Genomic DNA, 16,271 nt, shown 5'->3' with positions numbered 1-16,271 from the left:
TCGCGGAACGGGGGCAGGGGGAGGGGGGAGGGGGCAGGGGGCCGGGGCGCAGGGTCAGGAGGCGAACATGACGCCGGGGTTCAGGATGCCGTGGGGGTCGAAGACCGCCTTCAGCTGCCGTTGCAGGTCGAAGCTGGTCTCGCCGAGCTCCTCGGCCAGCCAGCGGCGCTTGAGCACGCCCACCCCGTGCTCGCCGGTGAGCGTGCCGCCGAGCGCGAGCGCGGCCCGGAACAGTTCGTCGGCGGCCACCCACACCGCCTCCGGCACGATCGGCGCGTCGACCGCGCGATCCGCGTCGACCGGGATCACGAAGTTGGGGTGCAGGTTGCCGTCGCCGGCGTGCGCGACGGTCGGGATCGGGATCCCGGTACGCACGCTGATCGCGGTGATCGCGTCGAACATCTCCGCCATCCGCGAGCGTGGCACCGAGACGTCCTCGATCAGCACCTCGCCGCGCGCCGCGAGCGCCGGGTGGAACGCCCGCCGGATCGCGAGCAGCCGCTCCCCCGACGCGGCATCCGCGGACACCTGCACGTCGCCGCCGGCGGCACGCAGCACAGCGACGGATGCCTCGGCCTCGGCGGCCGCGGCCGGCCCGTCGGTCTGCAGCAACAGGAATGACCCTCCCCGGAGAGGCAGGCCCGCTGTGCCCTCCGGGCCGAGGTAGTCGGCGATGATGGCCAGCGACGGTTCGTCGATCAGCTCCATCACCGCAGGACGGAGCTTCGCCGCGGTGATCGCGGCGGACGCGGCGGCAGCGGATGCGACATCCGCGAACACCGCGCCGATCGTGACCACGTCGCCCGGCGTGACGGCCCGGGCGCGCACGGTGGCCTCGACGATCACGCCGAGGGTTCCCTCCGACCCGGTGAGGAGCGCGGTGAGGTCGTAGCCGGTGACCCCTTTCACGGTCCGGTGGCCGGTCTCGAGCAGGCGGCCGTCGGCGAGCACGACTTTGAGCCCGAGCACCGCTTCACGGGTCACCCCATACTTCGCGCACAACAGCCCGCCGGCGTTGGTGGCGATGTTCCCGCCGACGGATGAGATGGCCTTGCTGGCCGGGTCTGGCGCGAACCACAGTCCATACGCGGCGAGCGCGTCGTTCAGATCCTGGTTGATGAGGCCGGGTTCGACGACGGCGAGTTCGTCCTCTGGCCGAATCTCGAGGATGCGGTTCATGCCGGCCAGGCTGAGCACGATCGTCCCCTCGCTTCCGCAGGCTCCCCCGGCGAGGCCGGTGCCGGCTCCCCGCGTGACCACCGGGGTGCGGGTGTCGCTCGCGATGCGAAGCGTCGCCTGCACCTGCTCGACCGTGGTGGCGTGCACGATCGCCAGCGGCATCCCGTCGGCGACCCAGCCCGACTTGTCGATTCGGCTTGCCGACAGCTCGGCCCGGTCGGTGCTGACCGCATCGCCGAGCTCATCCGTGAGGCGAGAGAGTGTGCTCATGGCGCTAGATGACACCCTGCGCCAGCATCGCGTCGGCAACGCGGGTGAATCCGGAGATGTTCGCACCCAGCACATAGTTCCCCGGCTCGCCGTACTCGTCCGCCGTCGTGGCGCAGGACTCGTGGATACCGACCATGATCTCGGCCAGCCGGGCCTCCGTGTGTTCGAAGCTCCACGAGTCGCGCGACGCGTTCTGCTGCATCTCCAGCGCCGACGTGGCGACGCCGCCGGCGTTGGCCGCCTTGCCCGGTGCGAACAGAACGGATGCCTCGGTGAAGACGCGAACCGCGTCCGGGGTGCACGGCATGTTCGCACCCTCGGCGACGGCGCGGACGCCGTTGGCGGCGAGGATGACGGCATCCGCTTCGTTCAACTCATTCTGCGTCGCGCACGGCAGCGCAACGTCGATGCGGGTTTCAGCGGCCAGCGACCAGATGTTGCCGCCGGCGCGGTACTCGGCGGAGCCGCCGCGCAATTCGGCGTACTCGGAGAGGCGTCCCCGGCGCACCTCCTTCACGTCCTGGAGCAGGGCGAGGTCGATTCCGTCCGGGTCGTAGACGACCCCGGACGAGTCGGAGCAGGCGACGACGGTTCCGCCGAGCTGGTGCACCTTCTCGATCGCGTAGATTGCGACGTTGCCGGAACCGGAGACCAACACCCGGGCCCCGTCGAAGCTTGCGTCGCGGGTGGCGAGCATCTGCTCGGTGAAGAACACGGCGCCGTAGCCGGTCGCCTCGGTGCGGGCGCGCGACCCGCCCCAGCCGACGCCCTTGCCGGTGAGCACGCCGGATTCGAACCGGTTGGTGATGCGCTTGTACTGGCCGAAGAGGTAGCCGATCTCGCGGCCGCCGACGCCCATATCGCCGGCAGGCACGTCGCGGTACTCGCCGATGTGGCGGTACAGCTCGGTCATGAACGACTGGCAGAAGCGCATCACCTCGCCCTCCGACTTGCCCTTGGGGTCGAAATCGCTGCCGCCCTTGCCGCCGCCGATCGGCATGCCCGTGAGCGCGTTCTTGAACGTCTGCTCGAAGCCGAGGAATTTCACGGTGCCGAGCGTCACCGACGGGTGGAAGCGCAGGCCGCCCTTGTACGGGCCGAGGGCGGAGTTGAACTCGACCCGGAAACCGCGGTTGATCTGCACCCGGTTGGCGTCGTCCATCCACGGCACCCGGAAGATGATCTGCCGCTCCGGTTCGCACAAACGGCGCAACACCGAACCCTCCGCGTACTGCGGGTGCCGGTCCACGACGCGGCCCAGCGATTCGAACACCTCACGGGCAGCCTGGTGGAATTCCGTCTCCCCCGCGTTCCGCTGCAGGATCTCATCGAAAATGGGCTGGATGGAGGCGTCAAGATCGGTCATGTATCGGCTCTTCCTCAAAAGTCATGAAGTTCCACCTTACAACTCCGGTGATGTCCGATTTCCGCTACCGGACTGCATCGGCTCGTGACAGGCTGAGGGGGTGACCTCCACACCCGCCCACACCGTGACCGCGCCGCCGCGCCGCGCGGATCTCTCCGACCCTGCCTTCGCCCAGCGCTACCTGGCGATGTCGTCCAGGGATGCCCGCTTCGACGGCCAGTTCATCACTGGTGTGCACTCCACCGGCATCTACTGCCGGCCGAGTTGCCCGGCGGCCACACCGAAGCCGGCGAACGTGTCGTTCTACCTCACCGCTGCCGCGGCGCATGAGGCCGGCCTGCGGGCCTGCAAGCGGTGCCTGCCCGACGCCGTTCCCGGGTCGCCGGAGTGGAACATCCGAGATGATCTCGCAGCCCGGGCGATGCGGCTGATCGGCGACGGGACGGTGGAGCGGGAGGGCGTCCCAGGGCTCGCGCGTCGCCTCGGTTACACGCCGCGCCATCTCACCCGCGTGCTGGTCTCCGAACTCGGCGCGGGCCCGCTCGCCCTGGCCAGGGCCCATCGGGCCCAGACGGCACGGATGCTGCTGGTCAACACGGAGCTGCCGGTTGCGGATGTGGCGTTCGCGGCGGGATTCGGCAGCGTGCGCCAGTTCAACGACACGATCGCCGCCGTGTACGAGCGCACTCCGTCCGAGCTGCGGCACACCGTCCGGCGCGCTCCCTCCCCTTCGCCCTCGCCCACCTCGCCCGCCCCCGCTTCCGATTCGTTGCACGAGTGCGGGCACATTGCCGGGTCGGCGAGCCGTGGGCGGCACTTTGCCCGCACGGGCGAACCGGAGGAACCGGGGTTGACCAGCATCAGCCTCCGGCTCCCGGCGCGCGCGCCGTTCGACGGCCGGGGCGTGCTCGGTTTCCTCGGCACCCGCGCACTCGCCGGGGTCGAGACCCGGGCGCCGGATTCCTACGCCAGAACCATCCGACTGCCGAACGGGTTCGCCACCGTCGATCTGCACCTGTCGGGAACGGATGCCGCCCCCACGATCACCTGCGACGCCCGCCTCAGCACTCTCGCCGACCTGGCGCCGCTGGTGAGCCGGGTGCGGCGGCTGCTCGACCTCGACGCCGACGCCCAGGCGATCGACTCGGCCCTCGCGTCGGACGCCGGCCTCGCGGCATCCGTCACGGCGACACCCGGGATCCGAGTGCCGGGGAGCATCGACCCGGAGGAGACGCTGTTCCGTGCACTGATCGGGCAGCAGGTCTCGGTGGCGGCGGCCCGCACGGCGCTCACCCGCCTCGCCGCCGCGTTCGGCGACGAATTACCCGGGGCGGCCGAATCGGACCCGCTTCGGCGGCTGTTCCCCACCGCGGAACGGATCGCCGCCCACGGACGGGACGTCTTGCGCGGACCGATGGCGCGGATCAACGCGATCATCGGGGTGGCCGAGGCGCTCGCCTCCGGCGAGCTGGTTCTCGATGTGGGCGAGACTCGCCATGAACTCGAGTCCCGGCTCACCGCCATGCCGGGCATTGGGCCCTGGACCGCCGGATACGTGGCGATGCGCGTGCTGGGAAGCCCGGACATCCTGCTCACCAGCGACCTGGCGCTGCGGCAAGGCGCAGGGCGCCTCGGGTTGCCGGCCGAGGCCAGGGCGCTCGCCGCGCGCGGCGCGGGGTGGGCGCCGTGGCGGAGTTACGCCGGCATGCACCTCTGGCGCGCGGCGGGCACACCCGTCGCTTTCCTCCAATCAGATGCCGCGCCCGTTGTCGTAGCCGCACAATAGAAAGGCCGGCGAGGCCGATAACCTAGACAGGTGAAGTTCGCGCACCTCAGAGTTGAAGGCCAATCCGTTCCCCGTCTCGCCATCACTCTCGGTGACGGCGCGTTGTTCCTCGACGAGGTGATGGACGATGCGCCGCGTGACCTGCAGGACCTGCTCGAAAAGGGCGAGGCCGAGTTCGACCGGGTGCGGGCCCTCAGCCAGAACGCGGTGTCCGGCGGGGCAAGCCTCACGCCGATCGACCAGCTCCGGCACTCGTCGGCCGTGCTCCGGCCGCCGCAGGTCATCGCGATCGGCGCCAACTACGCCGCTCACTCCTCTGAGCTGAAGCTTCGCTCCGAAACGGCCGCGACGATCTTCTCTCTCTGGCCGAATTCGCTCACCGGCCACGGCTCGACCGTGACCTGGCCGAGCGACCTCAGCCAGGAGGTCGACTACGAGGCCGAACTCGGCGTCATCATCGGTCGCCCGGCCCGGAACGTGTCGGTGCACGACGCCCTGGACTACGTCTTCGGCTACACCGTGGTGAACGACATCACCGCCCGCAACCTGCAGTTCTCCGAGGCGCAGTGGTCGCGGTGCAAATCGTTCGACGGTTTCACCCCCACCGGCCCGGTGGTCGTCACCGCCGACGAGATCGGCGACCCGCAGGACGTCTGGCTGACCACCCACGTCGACGGCCGGCTGTTGCAGGACGCGTCCAGCGGCGACATGGTGCGCACGGTTGCGGAGATCATTTCCTACCTGTCGAAGACGTCGACGCTGTTCCCCGGCACCCTGATTTCAACCGGCAGCCCGGGTGGTGCCGGCTACAGCCGCAAACCGCCGGTGTTCCTGCGCGACGGTGCGACGGTGACCGTCTCGATCGACAAGATCGGCATGCTCACCAACCACTGCCGGGAGATCTGAGCCGCAGCCCTCACGCGGGCGTAGTATCACCCCGACAGAGCGGCGAGGAGGTAGCGCCCCGGTGACCTCGATATCGGTGGTGATTCCCTCCTACAACGACGCGGTGATGCTCGAGGCCGCGCTCACCGCACTCGCCGGGCAGCTGCGCCCCGCCGACGAGATCATCGTCGTCGACAACGCGTCGACGGATGCCACGGCATCCGTCGCCCACGCCGCCGGCGCCCGTGTGGTCTCGGAGCCGGTCCGCGGCATCTGGCCGGCCGCTGCCGCGGGATACGACGCGGCGTCCTGCGACATCATCGCCCGGCTCGACGCGGACTCCGTGCCCCCGACAGACTGGGTGGCGCACCTCGACGCCGCGTTCACCGTCTCGCCCGGCCTCGACGCGATCACCGGCCCGGGGGCCTTCTACGATGCCGGCCCGCTCACCTCGGTGCTCGGTGAGACGCTCTACATCCGCGGCTACTTCTGGGCGATCGGGCTGTGGCTGGCGCACCCGCCGCTGTTCGGTTCGAACTTCGCGATGCGCCGCACGCTGTGGCAGGAGGTGGCCGGGCGGGTGCACCGGACACGTGACGACGTGCACGACGACCTCGACCTCAGCTTCCACCTTCCACCCTGCGCCGTCGTCGCCTACGAGCCCACACTGCGGGTGGGGATCTCGGCGCGACCGTTCGACAGCTGGGCGGGGTTCGCCCGCCGGCTGCGCTGGGCGTGGCGCACCCTGGCGCTGCATCTGCCGGAGTTCAGCCCCTGGCGGATGCGTGCCGAGGCGCGGGCGAGCCGAGCGGATGCCGCGGTGGGCGCGGACAGTCCCCCCGGTTCGGCCGCCTGAGCAAAACCGAGTCCGCGGTGGTACGCCGCAGGCACGGCCGCGGTCACGGCGCGCGGTCGTACAACGCCAGGAGGTCCCTGGCGAGCTGGTGCGGGGTGGTTTCGCACGGGCTGTGCCCGGTGCGGTAGATGCACAATCGGGCACCGATACTCGCCGCGAACTCATGGTGCAGGCCGGAGGGCCAGAGGTCCCGGTGGCCGACGGCGACGAGCAGGGGGATGCAGCCGGCTGCGAGCACACCACGCAGGTCCGGCGTGTGCCGCATCAATCGCACGATGTCGTCGATGCTCTGCCGGCTGGTGTGCTCGAAGCGCATCCGCACGAGGTCGAGCCGCCCGGGCGGCACATGGTTCTGGTTCGTGACGATGCCCCAGATCAGCAGGTTCCCGATCGTGTGCTCCGGGATGACGTAGCTAAGCGGTCCGATCCAGCGCACACCGCGGAACGTCTGCCCGGGCTGCGGCGGCACCCCGAGGAACGCGAGCGTGGCGAAGAGGTCGGGGCACCGGGCATACGCGATCTGTGCGACGATGCCGGCGAAGGAGTAGCCCAGCACGTGCGCCGGCCGGCTGCCGGCTTCGAGGAACGCGATGAGGTCGCCGACGAACAGATCGTAGCTGTACCGCTCCCCCTCCGGCGGTCCGGCGGCGGCCGATCGGTACTGGCCGGCCAGGTCGTAGCTCTCCACGTAGTATCCCGCGGCCACGAGGAGCGGCGCGAGGAGCAGGAAGTCTTCCGCGGACCCGGTCGCGCCCGGAACCAGCACCACCCGCGGCCTGGCCGGGTCGCCGAGCGACGTCACCGCCAGGGAGCCGCTGGGCGCCGGGAAGCGCCACAGACGGGCGCCGTCGGGCACCACCGTCCAGTCACGGTCGGCTATCGCTGCGTCGAGCAGCGCGAGTTCCTCGTCGACGACGACTTCCCCGCGACGGGATCGGCGCACCCAGATGGACACAGGGTCAGGCTATCGCTCACCCGCCTCCGACGCTCGCTCCCTGCAGCGCGGGGCGCTACTCGATGATCGGGGTGGCCGCGGTGGCCGTGGCGGAATTGGGCTCCATGCCCGACAGCCGTCCGGGCTCCAGTTCGCGCATGACATCCTCGCGGGTCATCAGTTTCGACTCCACGACCAGGTCGGCGACGTTCCGGCCCGTCAACAGGGCGGTCTTGGCCAGCGCAGCGGCCGCGGAGTAGCCGATGTGCGGGATCAGCGCCGTGATCACTCCGACACTGGAGCCGACCATCGCACCGAGACGGTCCTCGTTGGCGGTAATGCCGTCGATGCAGTTGACCCGGAGGGTCCACATCGCCTGGGTCATCCAGGCCAGGCTCTGCAGGAGCGAATGGGCGATCACCGGTTCGAACGCGTTCAACTGCAGCTGCCCGCCCTCGGCGGCCATGGTCACGGTGACGTCGGACCCGGCGACCGCGAAGGCAACCTGGTTCACGACCTCGGGGATCACCGGGTTGACCTTCCCCGGCATGATGCTCGAACCGGCCTGCTTCGGTGGCAGGTTGATCTCGCCCAATCCGGCCTGCGGCCCTGAGGAGAGCAGTCGCAGGTCGTTGCAGATCTTCGACAGCTTGATCGCGCTGCGCTTGAGGTTCGCGCTGAACGACATGAACCCGCCCGCGTCGCTGGTGGACTCGATCAGGTCCGGCGCGGTCTCCAGCTTGAGGCCGGTGATCACATTGAGGTGACGGATGGCGGCGGCCGCGTAACCGGGGTCCGCGGTGATGCCGGTTCCGATCGCGGTGGCGCCGAGGTTGATTTCGGCGAGCAGCCAGACGGTCTCGGTGAGGCGGTCGTAGTCCTCGCCCAGGGTGGTCGCGAAGCCGTGGAACTCCTGGCCGAGCGTCATCGGAACCGCATCCTGCATCTGGGTGCGGCCGACCTTCAGCACCTGCCGGAACTCGACCCCCTTGGCGGAGAACGAGCCCTGCAGCGCCTTGAGCTCGCGCAGCAGGTGTTTGAGCGAGAACGTGAGGGCGATCTTGATCGCCGTCGGGTAGGTGTCGTTCGTCGACTGGCTCCGGTTGACGTGGTCGATCGGGCTCAGGATGTCGTAACGGCCCTTGGCGTAACCGGCGCGCTCGAGGGCGAGGTTGCAGATGACCTCGTTGGCGTTCATGTTGGTCGATGTGCCGGCGCCGCCCTGGATGACGCCGACGACGAACTGGTCGTGGTACTTGCCGTCGATGATCTCCTGGCAGGCGTCGTCGATCCAGCCGGCCTTCTCCGGAGACAGGGCGCCGATTTCCTTGTTCGCGCGCGCGCAGGCCTGTTTCACGGAGGCGAGGGCGACGATGAAGTCGGGGTAGACCGAGATCGGACGCTTGGCGATCGGGAAGTTGTCCATCGCACGCCGGGTGTGCACGCCCCAGTAGGCGTCTTCGGGGACCTCGAGCGGGCCGAGGGAGTCGCTTTCAATGCGGAATCCGGGAGTGGCCGTGATGGGTTCCTCCTGGTTCAGCGAGTCGGTGGACTCGATGGGGGCAGACGGGGTTTCGGACACGCTTGTGGACACGCTGGCTCCATTGCCTGGGGGATGAGCTTGTGGCTCCTAACCGTTCCACTCTATCCCGAGGCGCACGCACGAAAGCGGGGCCCGGCGCGCGGAATGTCCCTCTGACCAGCCTGAGACGCAAGAAACCACAGCAGAAACAGCGAAAACGCCCCTCCCGGTGCGGGAGGGGCGTTTCGCGTGCTGCGCTAGAAGGCCATGGCGGGGAGGAAGGGCAGCGCAGCCAGGCCGGCGATCAACGCGATCGCCACGACGATGAGCGACCCGGCAAGCATCACCGCGTTGATCACGACGCCCCAGATCGCCATGGTGCGGCTCTGCGGTTCACGGCTGAGCGCCATGATTCCGGTGACGAGTCCCGCGATCGGGGCGAGGAACGTCCAGCCGGCGAAGATCGACGCGAGGCCCAGCACGAGGCTGGTGATGCTGAGCGGGCTGCTCGGCGCGGCGACGACGGCAGTCGGTGCCGCCGCCGGGGCGAAAGCGGGAGCGGGCGCCTGGAACGGGGCGGTGGTTGACATGATGCTGGTCTCCTGTGGTAGTTGCTGTCGGCCACGTCTGCGGCCATCAACAACGTTACGGAAGCGCCCCGGCGCCGCCCATGGGGTTATCCCCCGAACCTGACCGGGTACTACCCCGCGAGCAGTTGCTCGATCGGGCCGCGCACGAAGTAGACCAGGAAGCCGGCCGCGACGATCCACAGCAGCGGGCTGATGCCCTTCGCCTTGCCCGAGAGCGACCGGATGAGCACCCAGCTGACGAACCCGGCGCCAATGCCGTTGGCGATGGAGTAGGTCAGCGGCATGATGATGATGGTCAGGAACACCGGCAGCACCATCGAGAATTCGGCGAAGTCGATGTGCCGGATCTGCGACACCATCAGCGCACCGACGATGACCAGGGCTGCGCCTGCGACCTCGAGCGGCACGATCTGGGTGATCGGCGTGAAGAACATCGCCGCGAGGAACAGCACGCCGGTGATCACGTTGGCAAACCCGGTGCGCGCGCCCTCAGCGATGCCGGCTCCGGACTCGACGAACACCGTGTTGGATGAAGCGGATGCCGCGCCGCCGGCGACAGCGCCCACACCTTCCACGATCAGTGCCGATTTCAGTCGCGGGAAGTTGCCCTTCGCGTCAGAGAGGCCGGCCTCGTTGGCCAGGCCGGTCATCGTGCCCATGGCGTCGAAGAAATTTGTGAACACCAGCGTGAACACGAGCATGATCGCCGCGAGGGCGCCGATCCGGTCGAAGGCGCCGAAGCTCACCTGGCCGATGAGGCCGAAGTCGGGGGCTGCGACGATGGTCGAGGGCAGGACCGGGGCGTTCAGGTTCCAGCCCGCCGGGTTGGTGCCGAGCGACGGGCCGACCTTGAAGATCGCCTCGAGGATGACGGCGATGATCGTGGTGGCAACGATGCCGATGAGGATCGCCGCCTTCACCTTGCGCGCCATCAGGATTCCGATGAGGATCAGCCCGATCACGAAGACCGTGGTCGGAAGGGTGACCACCGAGCCGTGGTCGCCGAGCTGCACGGGCGGGGAAGCCGTGCCGCTGGAGCGGACGAAGCCTGAATCCACCAGTCCGATAAAGGCGATGAACATGCCGATGCCGACGGTGATGGCGATCTTCAGCTGCTGTGGAACGGCGTCGAAGATCATTGCCCGAAGGCCGGTCGACGACAGCAGCACGATGATGAGGCCGTTGATCAGCACCAGGCCCATCGCCTCCGCCCAGGTGACCTGGCCGACAACGCTGGCAGCGAGGAACGAGTTGATTCCGAGGCCGGCCGCGAAGCCGAACGGGAGGCGGGCGACGACGCCGAACAGGATCGTCATCACACCGGCGGTCAACGCGGTGACAGCGGCAACCTGGGCGTTGGGGAGCCAACCGCCCGCAACGTCGACGGCGGCCTGGTCGGCGCTGAACCCGCCGAGGATCAACGGGTTGAGAATGACGATGTAGGCCATGGTGACGAACGTCACCACGCCGCCGCGGGTCTCACGAGCCCAGGTGGATCCCCGGCTGGTGATTTCGAAGAACCGGTCGAGCCGGCCTTTCATTCCCGGCTGCGGTGACGGTGTGGACGTGTGCGTCTCAGTGGTGGAAATGATGTTCTCCCGGTGGATGACTCGGCTGATTCTCAGGCAATAAGTCTATGCGCCGCGGGCCATGCTCCCTTCCGGGCCAGGCTCGACAGCTCAGAGGTGCGGAACGAAGTCAGTCCAGGCCCGGCGGCGGTCGCCGCGCGGGTCGAGTTGGATGCGGTCGGTCTCATCGATGATGAGCGTCGCCCGCTCGGTCTCGTCGTAACGCGGCCACGCGGCATCCGGGATTCCGGTGGTGGCGAAGTTCAGCCACCACAGCTGCATCCTGGCGCCGACGGACCTGAACATGCGCCGGCCACCGAGCACCGTCATGCCTCGCCCCAGCACGCCGTTCAACCTGCCGAAAAGCGGGTACATCTCCAGCCCGTGGGTGGCGTCGAGGCCCATCCATCGCACCAGCCGGGGCGCAGCGTCGAACCTGTAGAACCACACCGGCGCGTAGCGCGAGTGCCGTTCCCCGACCTTCACACTGGGGTACCAGAAGGAGTAGTCACCGCCGAGGTCGAGTGCGGCCGGGCGCAGCGGGAATCCAGGGTATTGCGCCTTGATCGCCCTGCGCGCCTTCTTCTTCGTCTTCCGGAAGATGGCCTTCGCCCGGAACGGGGTCGAAGCGAGGATGTCGATCCGCCCGTTGAAAAGCGACCCTTCCCGCGCGTTGGTCCCGATGATCAGGGGCACCGGGTGGGCGCGCCCGTCTCGGAATGCGTCCAGTGGCCGTTCCGGCAGGAAATCGCCGTCGATGACCGGGCAGAGCGGGATGGTGCCGGGGACGTGGTCGGGGGCCTGACGGGTGAGCACGGCGGTCGCCAGCGCGAGCAGGTCGGGAGTTGTGGTGGTGAGCAGCTCCACTGTCTCGGCGACCCCAGGATCGGCCGCGCCCGTGCCCGCGAGGGGGCCTTCGCCGGAGAGCCCCCGGAGGATGTCGACGAACTCCCCGGCCCACTCCGCCGTGAGAAGCGGCGGGTACACCGCATTCGCCGGAGCGCTCTGGGCGATCGCCCGCTGGAACAGGCCCGCAGCCGCGGGCACGGTCATCACAGTGGTGACAGCGTTGCCGCCGGCGGACTCACCGAACACGGTGACGGCATCCGGATCGCCGCCGAAGGCGCGGATGTTCTCGTGCACCCAGCGCAGGGCGGCAACCTGGTCGCGGAGGCCCAGGTTGCTGTCGAACCGGCGTTCCGGCGTGGAGTACCGGGTGAAATCGAGGTATCCGAGCGCGCCCAGCCGGTAATTGAGGCTGACGTAGATGACGCCGCCGGCCCTGACCAGGACCTCGCCCTGCCGGGGCACTTCACGGGAGGACCCCACGCTGTAGGCACCGCCGTGGATGAACACCATCACCGGGCGAAGGACGCCCGGTGTGCTCGGCGCGTCCGGCGCGATGACGTTCAGGTTGAGGCAGTCTTCGCCCTGCGGAATCCGCGGGTGCGCTCCGATGAACTGGCCCTTGTGCAATTGCGTGGCCACCAGCCCGAACTCGTGGGCGGGACGCACGCCCTTCCACGGCTCAGGTGGCTGCGGGGCGAGGAACCGCAGCGGGCCGACCGGGGCAGCCGCGTACGGGATCCCCCGCCAGGCACGCACGCCGCGCTCCGCGATCCCGCGCACGAGTCCATCGCCGACCCGAATATCGAGCGGGTCCGGGCGCCCGGTGCGTGTTGTGAGACGACTCACGTCGAGATCCTAATTCTTCACTACGATCGGCAGGGGCCACATTCGTGAACTGAACGTTCCGCGCTGCCCTATTCAACACCCAAACCAACGACTGGAACGAGGAACTATGGCGCTGCCCTGGACATTGCACGGCGACGGGAAGTCGGTCGGGGCGCTCGAAGTGGTCGGTCCGGCGGAACGCCTGACCTGGCCGCGCACCATCGGGATCGGTGCCCAGCACGTGGTCGCAATGTTCGGCGCCACCTTCCTGGTGCCGCTGCTCACCGACTTCCCGCCGTCCACCACGCTGCTGTTCTCCGGCATCGGAACGCTCCTCTTCCTGCTCGTCACGAAGAACCGGCTGCCCAGCTACCTCGGTTCCTCGTTCGCGTTCATCGCGCCGATCACCGCGGCGACGGCGACAGCCGGCATGGGGAGCGCCCTGTTCGGCATCCTCGCCGTGGGCTTCCTCCTGGCCATCGTGGGTGTGATCGTGCAGCTCACCGGTACCGCGTGGATCAATGTCCTGATGCCGCCGGTGGTCTCCGGAGCGATCGTCGCCCTGATCGGGTTCAACCTGGCTCCGGTCGCCAAGAGCAACTTCATGCTCGCGCCGCTGACCGCGACAATCACCCTGGCCGCCGTCATCCTCTGTACCGTCCTGTTCCGCGGCATCCTCGGCCGGTTGTCGATCTTCCTCGGCGTGGTCGTCGGATACGTCGCCGCGGTGTTGGGGGGCGAGGTGGACTTCAGCAAGGTCGCCGACGCCGCCTGGGTGGGCCTGCCTGACTTCACCGCCCCGGCGAACCCGTTCCAGGACGCCGCGGTATGGGGCGTATTGCCGGCATTCCTTCCGGTGGTGCTGGTGCTCATCGCCGAGAACGTCGGCCACATCAAAGGCGTGGCGCAGATGGTCGAGGACCCCGCCATCAACCGCCTGACCGGTCGGGCACTCCTCGCCGACGGCCTTGCCACCATGCTCGCCGGTGTCGGCGGCGGTTCGGGAACAACCACCTACGGGGAGAACATCGGCGTGATGGCGGCGACCCGCATCTACTCGACCGCCGCCTACTGGGTGGCCGGCTGCGTCGCCGTGCTGCTCGGCCTCTCCCCCAAGATCGGCGCGGTCATCAACACCATTCCGGCCGGCGTGCTCGGCGGCGTCACGACGGCGCTGTACGGCCTGATCGGCATCATCGGCGTGAAGATCTGGCTCGACAACAAGGTGGACTTCAGCAAGCCGGTGAATCAGTTCACTGCTGCGACCGCGCTGATCATCGGCATCGCCGACTTCACCTGGAATGCCGGAACACTGAGCTTCAACGGCATCGCCCTCGGCACCATCGCCGCGATCGTGATCTACCACGTGATGGCGTGGGTGGGCCGGGTGCGCGGCACCGCGTAGCGGTACGGCATGCTGCCGGCGCATCCGTCGCGATCGCCGGCAGCGGCCCCCGCGGATCCTTTGCCGGCCGCTGCTCTAGCCGCGGTGCAGCGCTGGAACGATCAGGTACACGCCGTACAACACCGCAACGCCGCAGAGCACGAAACAGGCGTATGCGGCGACCAGCGACATCCGCTTCTGGGCGGGGCTGAGCGGGTTCGCCTTCGCGGCCTTGCGCGCTCGCTTGGCCTCTTTCGCGGCACGCGCCGGGGTGACGACCGTGATGGCGCCGGTGAATTCCAGCGGTTCCCCGACCGGCGGTTTGCCGGCCGTGGTCAGGAGTCTCAGGCCCAGCGAGTAGAGGCTGACGATGACGGACGCCGCGAGCACCGAGACGCCCGCAACCACCAGGAATGCTGCCCAATCGATCACAGTGCCACCTTCTTCCGGTCCTGCCGCGGCGGTTTCCTGGGGGTCTTGCGGATCTTCACCACGCGGCCGGCGTCGTCGATCTCGTTGATGCCGGCGGTGTGCACGACGGTTTCGCGCCGCGACCAGAGGTAGATCCCGCCGATGACGATGGCGCCGATGACGGCGTCGAGTACGATCCCGATGGTGCCGAGCTGCGCCAGGCCGGCGGCGAACGCCCCCATGATGCCCGCTGCCGGCAACGTGAGCACCCAGCCGAGTGCGATCCGCCCGGCTGTTCCCCAGCGCACCGTCGCGCCCCGACGGCCGAGCCCGGAGCCGATGACCGAGCCTGACGCGACCTGGGTGGTGGAGAGGGCGAAGCCGAGGTGGCTCGAGGCGAGGATCGCGGCGGCGGTGCTGGTCTCCGCGGCGAAGCCCTGGGCCGGCTTGACCTCGGTGAGGCCGCGGCCCATGGTCTGGATGATGCGCCAGCCGCCCGTGTATGTGCCGACCGCGATGGCGAGCGCGCAGGCCGCGATCACCCAGAACTCCGGTCCGGTGCCGACGGCCTGGGCGCCGCTGGCGATGAGGGTGAGGGTGATAACACCCATGGTCTTCTGGGCGTCGTTGGTGCCGTGGGCGAGGGCCACCAGCGACGAGGAGAAGATCTGGGCGTAGCGGAATCCGCCGCGGCCGTCCGGTTTGCCGATGTCACGCCGGGTGATCGCGTAGGCGAGCTTGGTCGCGATGAAGGCGACGACTCCTGCGATCAGGGGGGCCATCAGCGCCGGCAGGATTACCTTGGACACCACGACGCCGAAGTCCACCGATTGGAACCCGACGCCGATGATGGCCGCCCCGATCAGCCCGCCGAAGAGGGCGTGGCTGGAGCTGGAGGGGAGCCCGCGCAGCCAGGTGATCAGGTTCCAGACGATCGCGCCGATCAGGCCGGCGAAGATCAGCTCCGGGGTGATCTGGATGCCGCCCTCGCCCTCCCTGATGATGCCGCCGGACACGGTTCTGGCCACCTCGGTGGACAGGAAGGCGCCAACCAGGTTGAGCACGGCGGCCACAGCCACAGCCACCTTCGGACGCATCGCGCCGGTCGCGATGGGGGTGGCCATCGCATTCGCCGTGTCGTGGAATCCGTTGGTGAAGTCGAAGATGAGTGCCAGTGCGATGACCAGCACGACGATGAGGGTGAAATCCACCGGCGTCTTTCTCTGCGTTATGAACACGGCGAGCCGGGTGTTCAGGCGATTCTGGTGAGCCGTAAATCGGACCCGATTGATAGTGACACTCTGAGCGGGTCAGGTCAACTCAGCCCACCGGGGACAGGGGCAGGTTCAGCCGCGCGCGACGACCGTGGCCAGGTCCTCCCCGAACGTGAAAGTGGCCCGAACGGGCACGCCGGTCAGGACGCCGGGCAGCCAGTGCCTGGCATCGTCCCACATCTCGTCCACCGGCAGCGTGTCCACGTCGAACCACTCCGGGTTCAGCTCATCCGACTCCCGGGGCGTGCCGGTCCACTCGGTGCAGACGAACACGCTGGACTCCTGGCTCCACGCCTCCCGGTGCGGAAACAGGTAGGTGAGGAGACCCAGTGAGGTGAGGGCGGATGCCTGGACGACGAGGCCCGACTCTTCCTCGATCTCCCGCACCGCGGCATCCGCTGCGCTCTCCCCCGGTTCCAGCTTGCCGCCGAGGCCGACGATGTTCCCCGCGCCGAGGCCCTTCTTCTTCCGGCCGAGCAGCACCTGTCTGCGGCCGTGCGGGCCACGCCGGACGAGGTAGCAGACGCACACCTGTGGCAGGTTCATGCAGCCCATCGTAACCATCCTGCGGG

General features: G+C 68.7%; 14 protein-coding genes. 4 read left to right on the top strand and 10 right to left on the bottom strand.

Going from position 1 to position 16,271, the window contains the following annotated elements:
• Positions 1–54: 54 nt before the first annotated feature.
• Positions 55–1,449: an FAD-binding oxidoreductase gene (locus AB4Y94_RS01255; protein WP_441723955.1), complete on the bottom strand. Its 1,395-nt coding sequence runs from the start codon at positions 1,447–1,449 to the stop codon at positions 55–57.
• Positions 1,450–1,453: 4 nt separating this feature from the next.
• Positions 1,454–2,815, bottom strand: a complete 1,362-nt coding sequence (gene gdhA / locus AB4Y94_RS01250) for an NADP-specific glutamate dehydrogenase (protein WP_441723953.1) — start codon at positions 2,813–2,815, stop codon at positions 1,454–1,456.
• 187 nt (positions 2,816–3,002) lie between these two features.
• On the opposite strand from gdhA, the gene AB4Y94_RS01245 reads away from it, so the two are divergent.
• The 3 genes from AB4Y94_RS01245 (at position 3,003) to AB4Y94_RS01235 (ending at position 6,342) form a co-directional block, all read left to right on the top strand.
• The gene (locus tag AB4Y94_RS01245; RefSeq protein WP_441724087.1) at positions 3,003–4,601 is read left to right on the top strand and encodes an AlkA N-terminal domain-containing protein; all 1,599 of its coding nucleotides are present in this window, start codon (positions 3,003–3,005) and stop codon (positions 4,599–4,601) included.
• 30 nt (positions 4,602–4,631) lie between these two features.
• Positions 4,632–5,507 (top strand): fumarylacetoacetate hydrolase family protein, encoded by an 876-nt coding sequence (locus tag AB4Y94_RS01240; RefSeq protein WP_441723951.1) that lies wholly within the window; start codon positions 4,632–4,634, stop codon positions 5,505–5,507.
• 61 nt (positions 5,508–5,568) lie between these two features.
• Positions 5,569–6,342, top strand: a complete 774-nt coding sequence (locus tag AB4Y94_RS01235; protein WP_441723949.1) for a glycosyltransferase family 2 protein — start codon at positions 5,569–5,571, stop codon at positions 6,340–6,342.
• Between the two features lie 43 nt (positions 6,343–6,385).
• On the opposite strand, the gene AB4Y94_RS01230 is transcribed toward AB4Y94_RS01235, so the two are convergent.
• From AB4Y94_RS01230 to AB4Y94_RS01210, 5 genes are all read right to left on the bottom strand, one after another.
• A complete protein-coding gene (locus AB4Y94_RS01230) occupies positions 6,386–7,297 on the bottom strand; it encodes an alpha/beta fold hydrolase (RefSeq protein ID WP_441723947.1) in 912 nt (303 codons plus the stop codon).
• 55 nt (positions 7,298–7,352) lie between these two features.
• The gene (locus tag AB4Y94_RS01225; RefSeq protein WP_441724085.1) at positions 7,353–8,798 is read right to left on the bottom strand and encodes an aspartate ammonia-lyase; all 1,446 of its coding nucleotides are present in this window, start codon (positions 8,796–8,798) and stop codon (positions 7,353–7,355) included.
• Positions 8,799–9,055: 257 nt separating this feature from the next.
• Positions 9,056–9,388 (bottom strand): hypothetical protein, encoded by a 333-nt coding sequence (locus AB4Y94_RS01220; RefSeq protein WP_441723945.1) that lies wholly within the window; start codon positions 9,386–9,388, stop codon positions 9,056–9,058.
• 110 nt (positions 9,389–9,498) lie between these two features.
• A complete protein-coding gene (locus AB4Y94_RS01215; RefSeq protein ID WP_441723943.1) occupies positions 9,499–10,929 on the bottom strand; it encodes an NCS2 family permease in 1,431 nt (476 codons plus the stop codon).
• 138 nt (positions 10,930–11,067) lie between these two features.
• Positions 11,068–12,651, bottom strand: coding sequence for a carboxylesterase/lipase family protein (locus tag AB4Y94_RS01210; RefSeq protein WP_441723942.1), 1,584 nt, complete (start codon positions 12,649–12,651; stop codon positions 11,068–11,070).
• Between the two features lie 106 nt (positions 12,652–12,757).
• Between AB4Y94_RS01210 and AB4Y94_RS01205 the strand changes: the two genes are divergently transcribed.
• On the top strand, positions 12,758–14,035 hold the full coding sequence (locus tag AB4Y94_RS01205; RefSeq protein ID WP_441723941.1) for a uracil-xanthine permease family protein: 1,278 nt from the start codon (positions 12,758–12,760) through the stop codon (positions 14,033–14,035).
• A 75-nt stretch (positions 14,036–14,110) separates the two neighbouring features.
• Here the strand turns inward: AB4Y94_RS01205 and AB4Y94_RS01200 are convergent, their stop codons facing one another.
• The 3 genes from AB4Y94_RS01200 to AB4Y94_RS01190 form a co-directional block, all read right to left on the bottom strand.
• On the bottom strand, positions 14,111–14,446 hold the full coding sequence (locus AB4Y94_RS01200; protein WP_441723940.1) for a peptidase: 336 nt from the start codon (positions 14,444–14,446) through the stop codon (positions 14,111–14,113).
• On the bottom strand, positions 14,443–15,636 hold the full coding sequence (locus AB4Y94_RS01195) for an anion permease (RefSeq protein WP_441723939.1): 1,194 nt from the start codon (positions 15,634–15,636) through the stop codon (positions 14,443–14,445). The genes AB4Y94_RS01200 and AB4Y94_RS01195 overlap by 4 nt, the downstream gene beginning before the upstream one ends.
• 135 nt (positions 15,637–15,771) lie before the next feature.
• On the bottom strand, positions 15,772–16,245 hold the full coding sequence (locus tag AB4Y94_RS01190) for an 8-oxo-dGTP diphosphatase (protein WP_441723938.1): 474 nt from the start codon (positions 16,243–16,245) through the stop codon (positions 15,772–15,774).
• Positions 16,246–16,271: the final 26 nt, after the last annotated feature.

This window comes from Glaciibacter sp. 2TAF33 (assembly GCF_052114945.1).
GTDB lineage: Bacteria > Actinomycetota > Actinomycetes > Actinomycetales > Microbacteriaceae > Cryobacterium.
Note: the sequence above shows the minus strand (reverse complement) of the source record. Positions and strands in the feature narration are given on the sequence as shown.

What these genes read in the sequence shown, in the direction of transcription:
- AB4Y94_RS01255 (WP_441723955.1), bottom strand. Translation starts at nt 1,449, where the DNA reads ATGAGCACACTCTCTCGCCTCACGGATGAGCTCGGCGATGCGGTCAGC.
- gdhA (WP_441723953.1), bottom strand. Translation starts at nt 2,815, where the DNA reads ATGACCGATCTTGACGCCTCCATCCAGCCCATTTTCGATGAGATCCTG.
- AB4Y94_RS01245 (WP_441724087.1), top strand. Translation starts at nt 3,003, where the DNA reads ATGTCGTCCAGGGATGCCCGCTTCGACGGCCAGTTCATCACTGGTGTG.
- AB4Y94_RS01220 (WP_441723945.1), bottom strand. Translation starts at nt 9,388, where the DNA reads ATGTCAACCACCGCCCCGTTCCAGGCGCCCGCTCCCGCTTTCGCCCCG.
- AB4Y94_RS01215 (WP_441723943.1), bottom strand. Translation starts at nt 10,929, where the DNA reads ATGAAAGGCCGGCTCGACCGGTTCTTCGAAATCACCAGCCGGGGATCC.
- AB4Y94_RS01205 (WP_441723941.1), top strand. Translation starts at nt 12,758, where the DNA reads ATGGCGCTGCCCTGGACATTGCACGGCGACGGGAAGTCGGTCGGGGCG.
- AB4Y94_RS01190 (WP_441723938.1), bottom strand. Translation starts at nt 16,245, where the DNA reads ATGAACCTGCCACAGGTGTGCGTCTGCTACCTCGTCCGGCGTGGCCCG.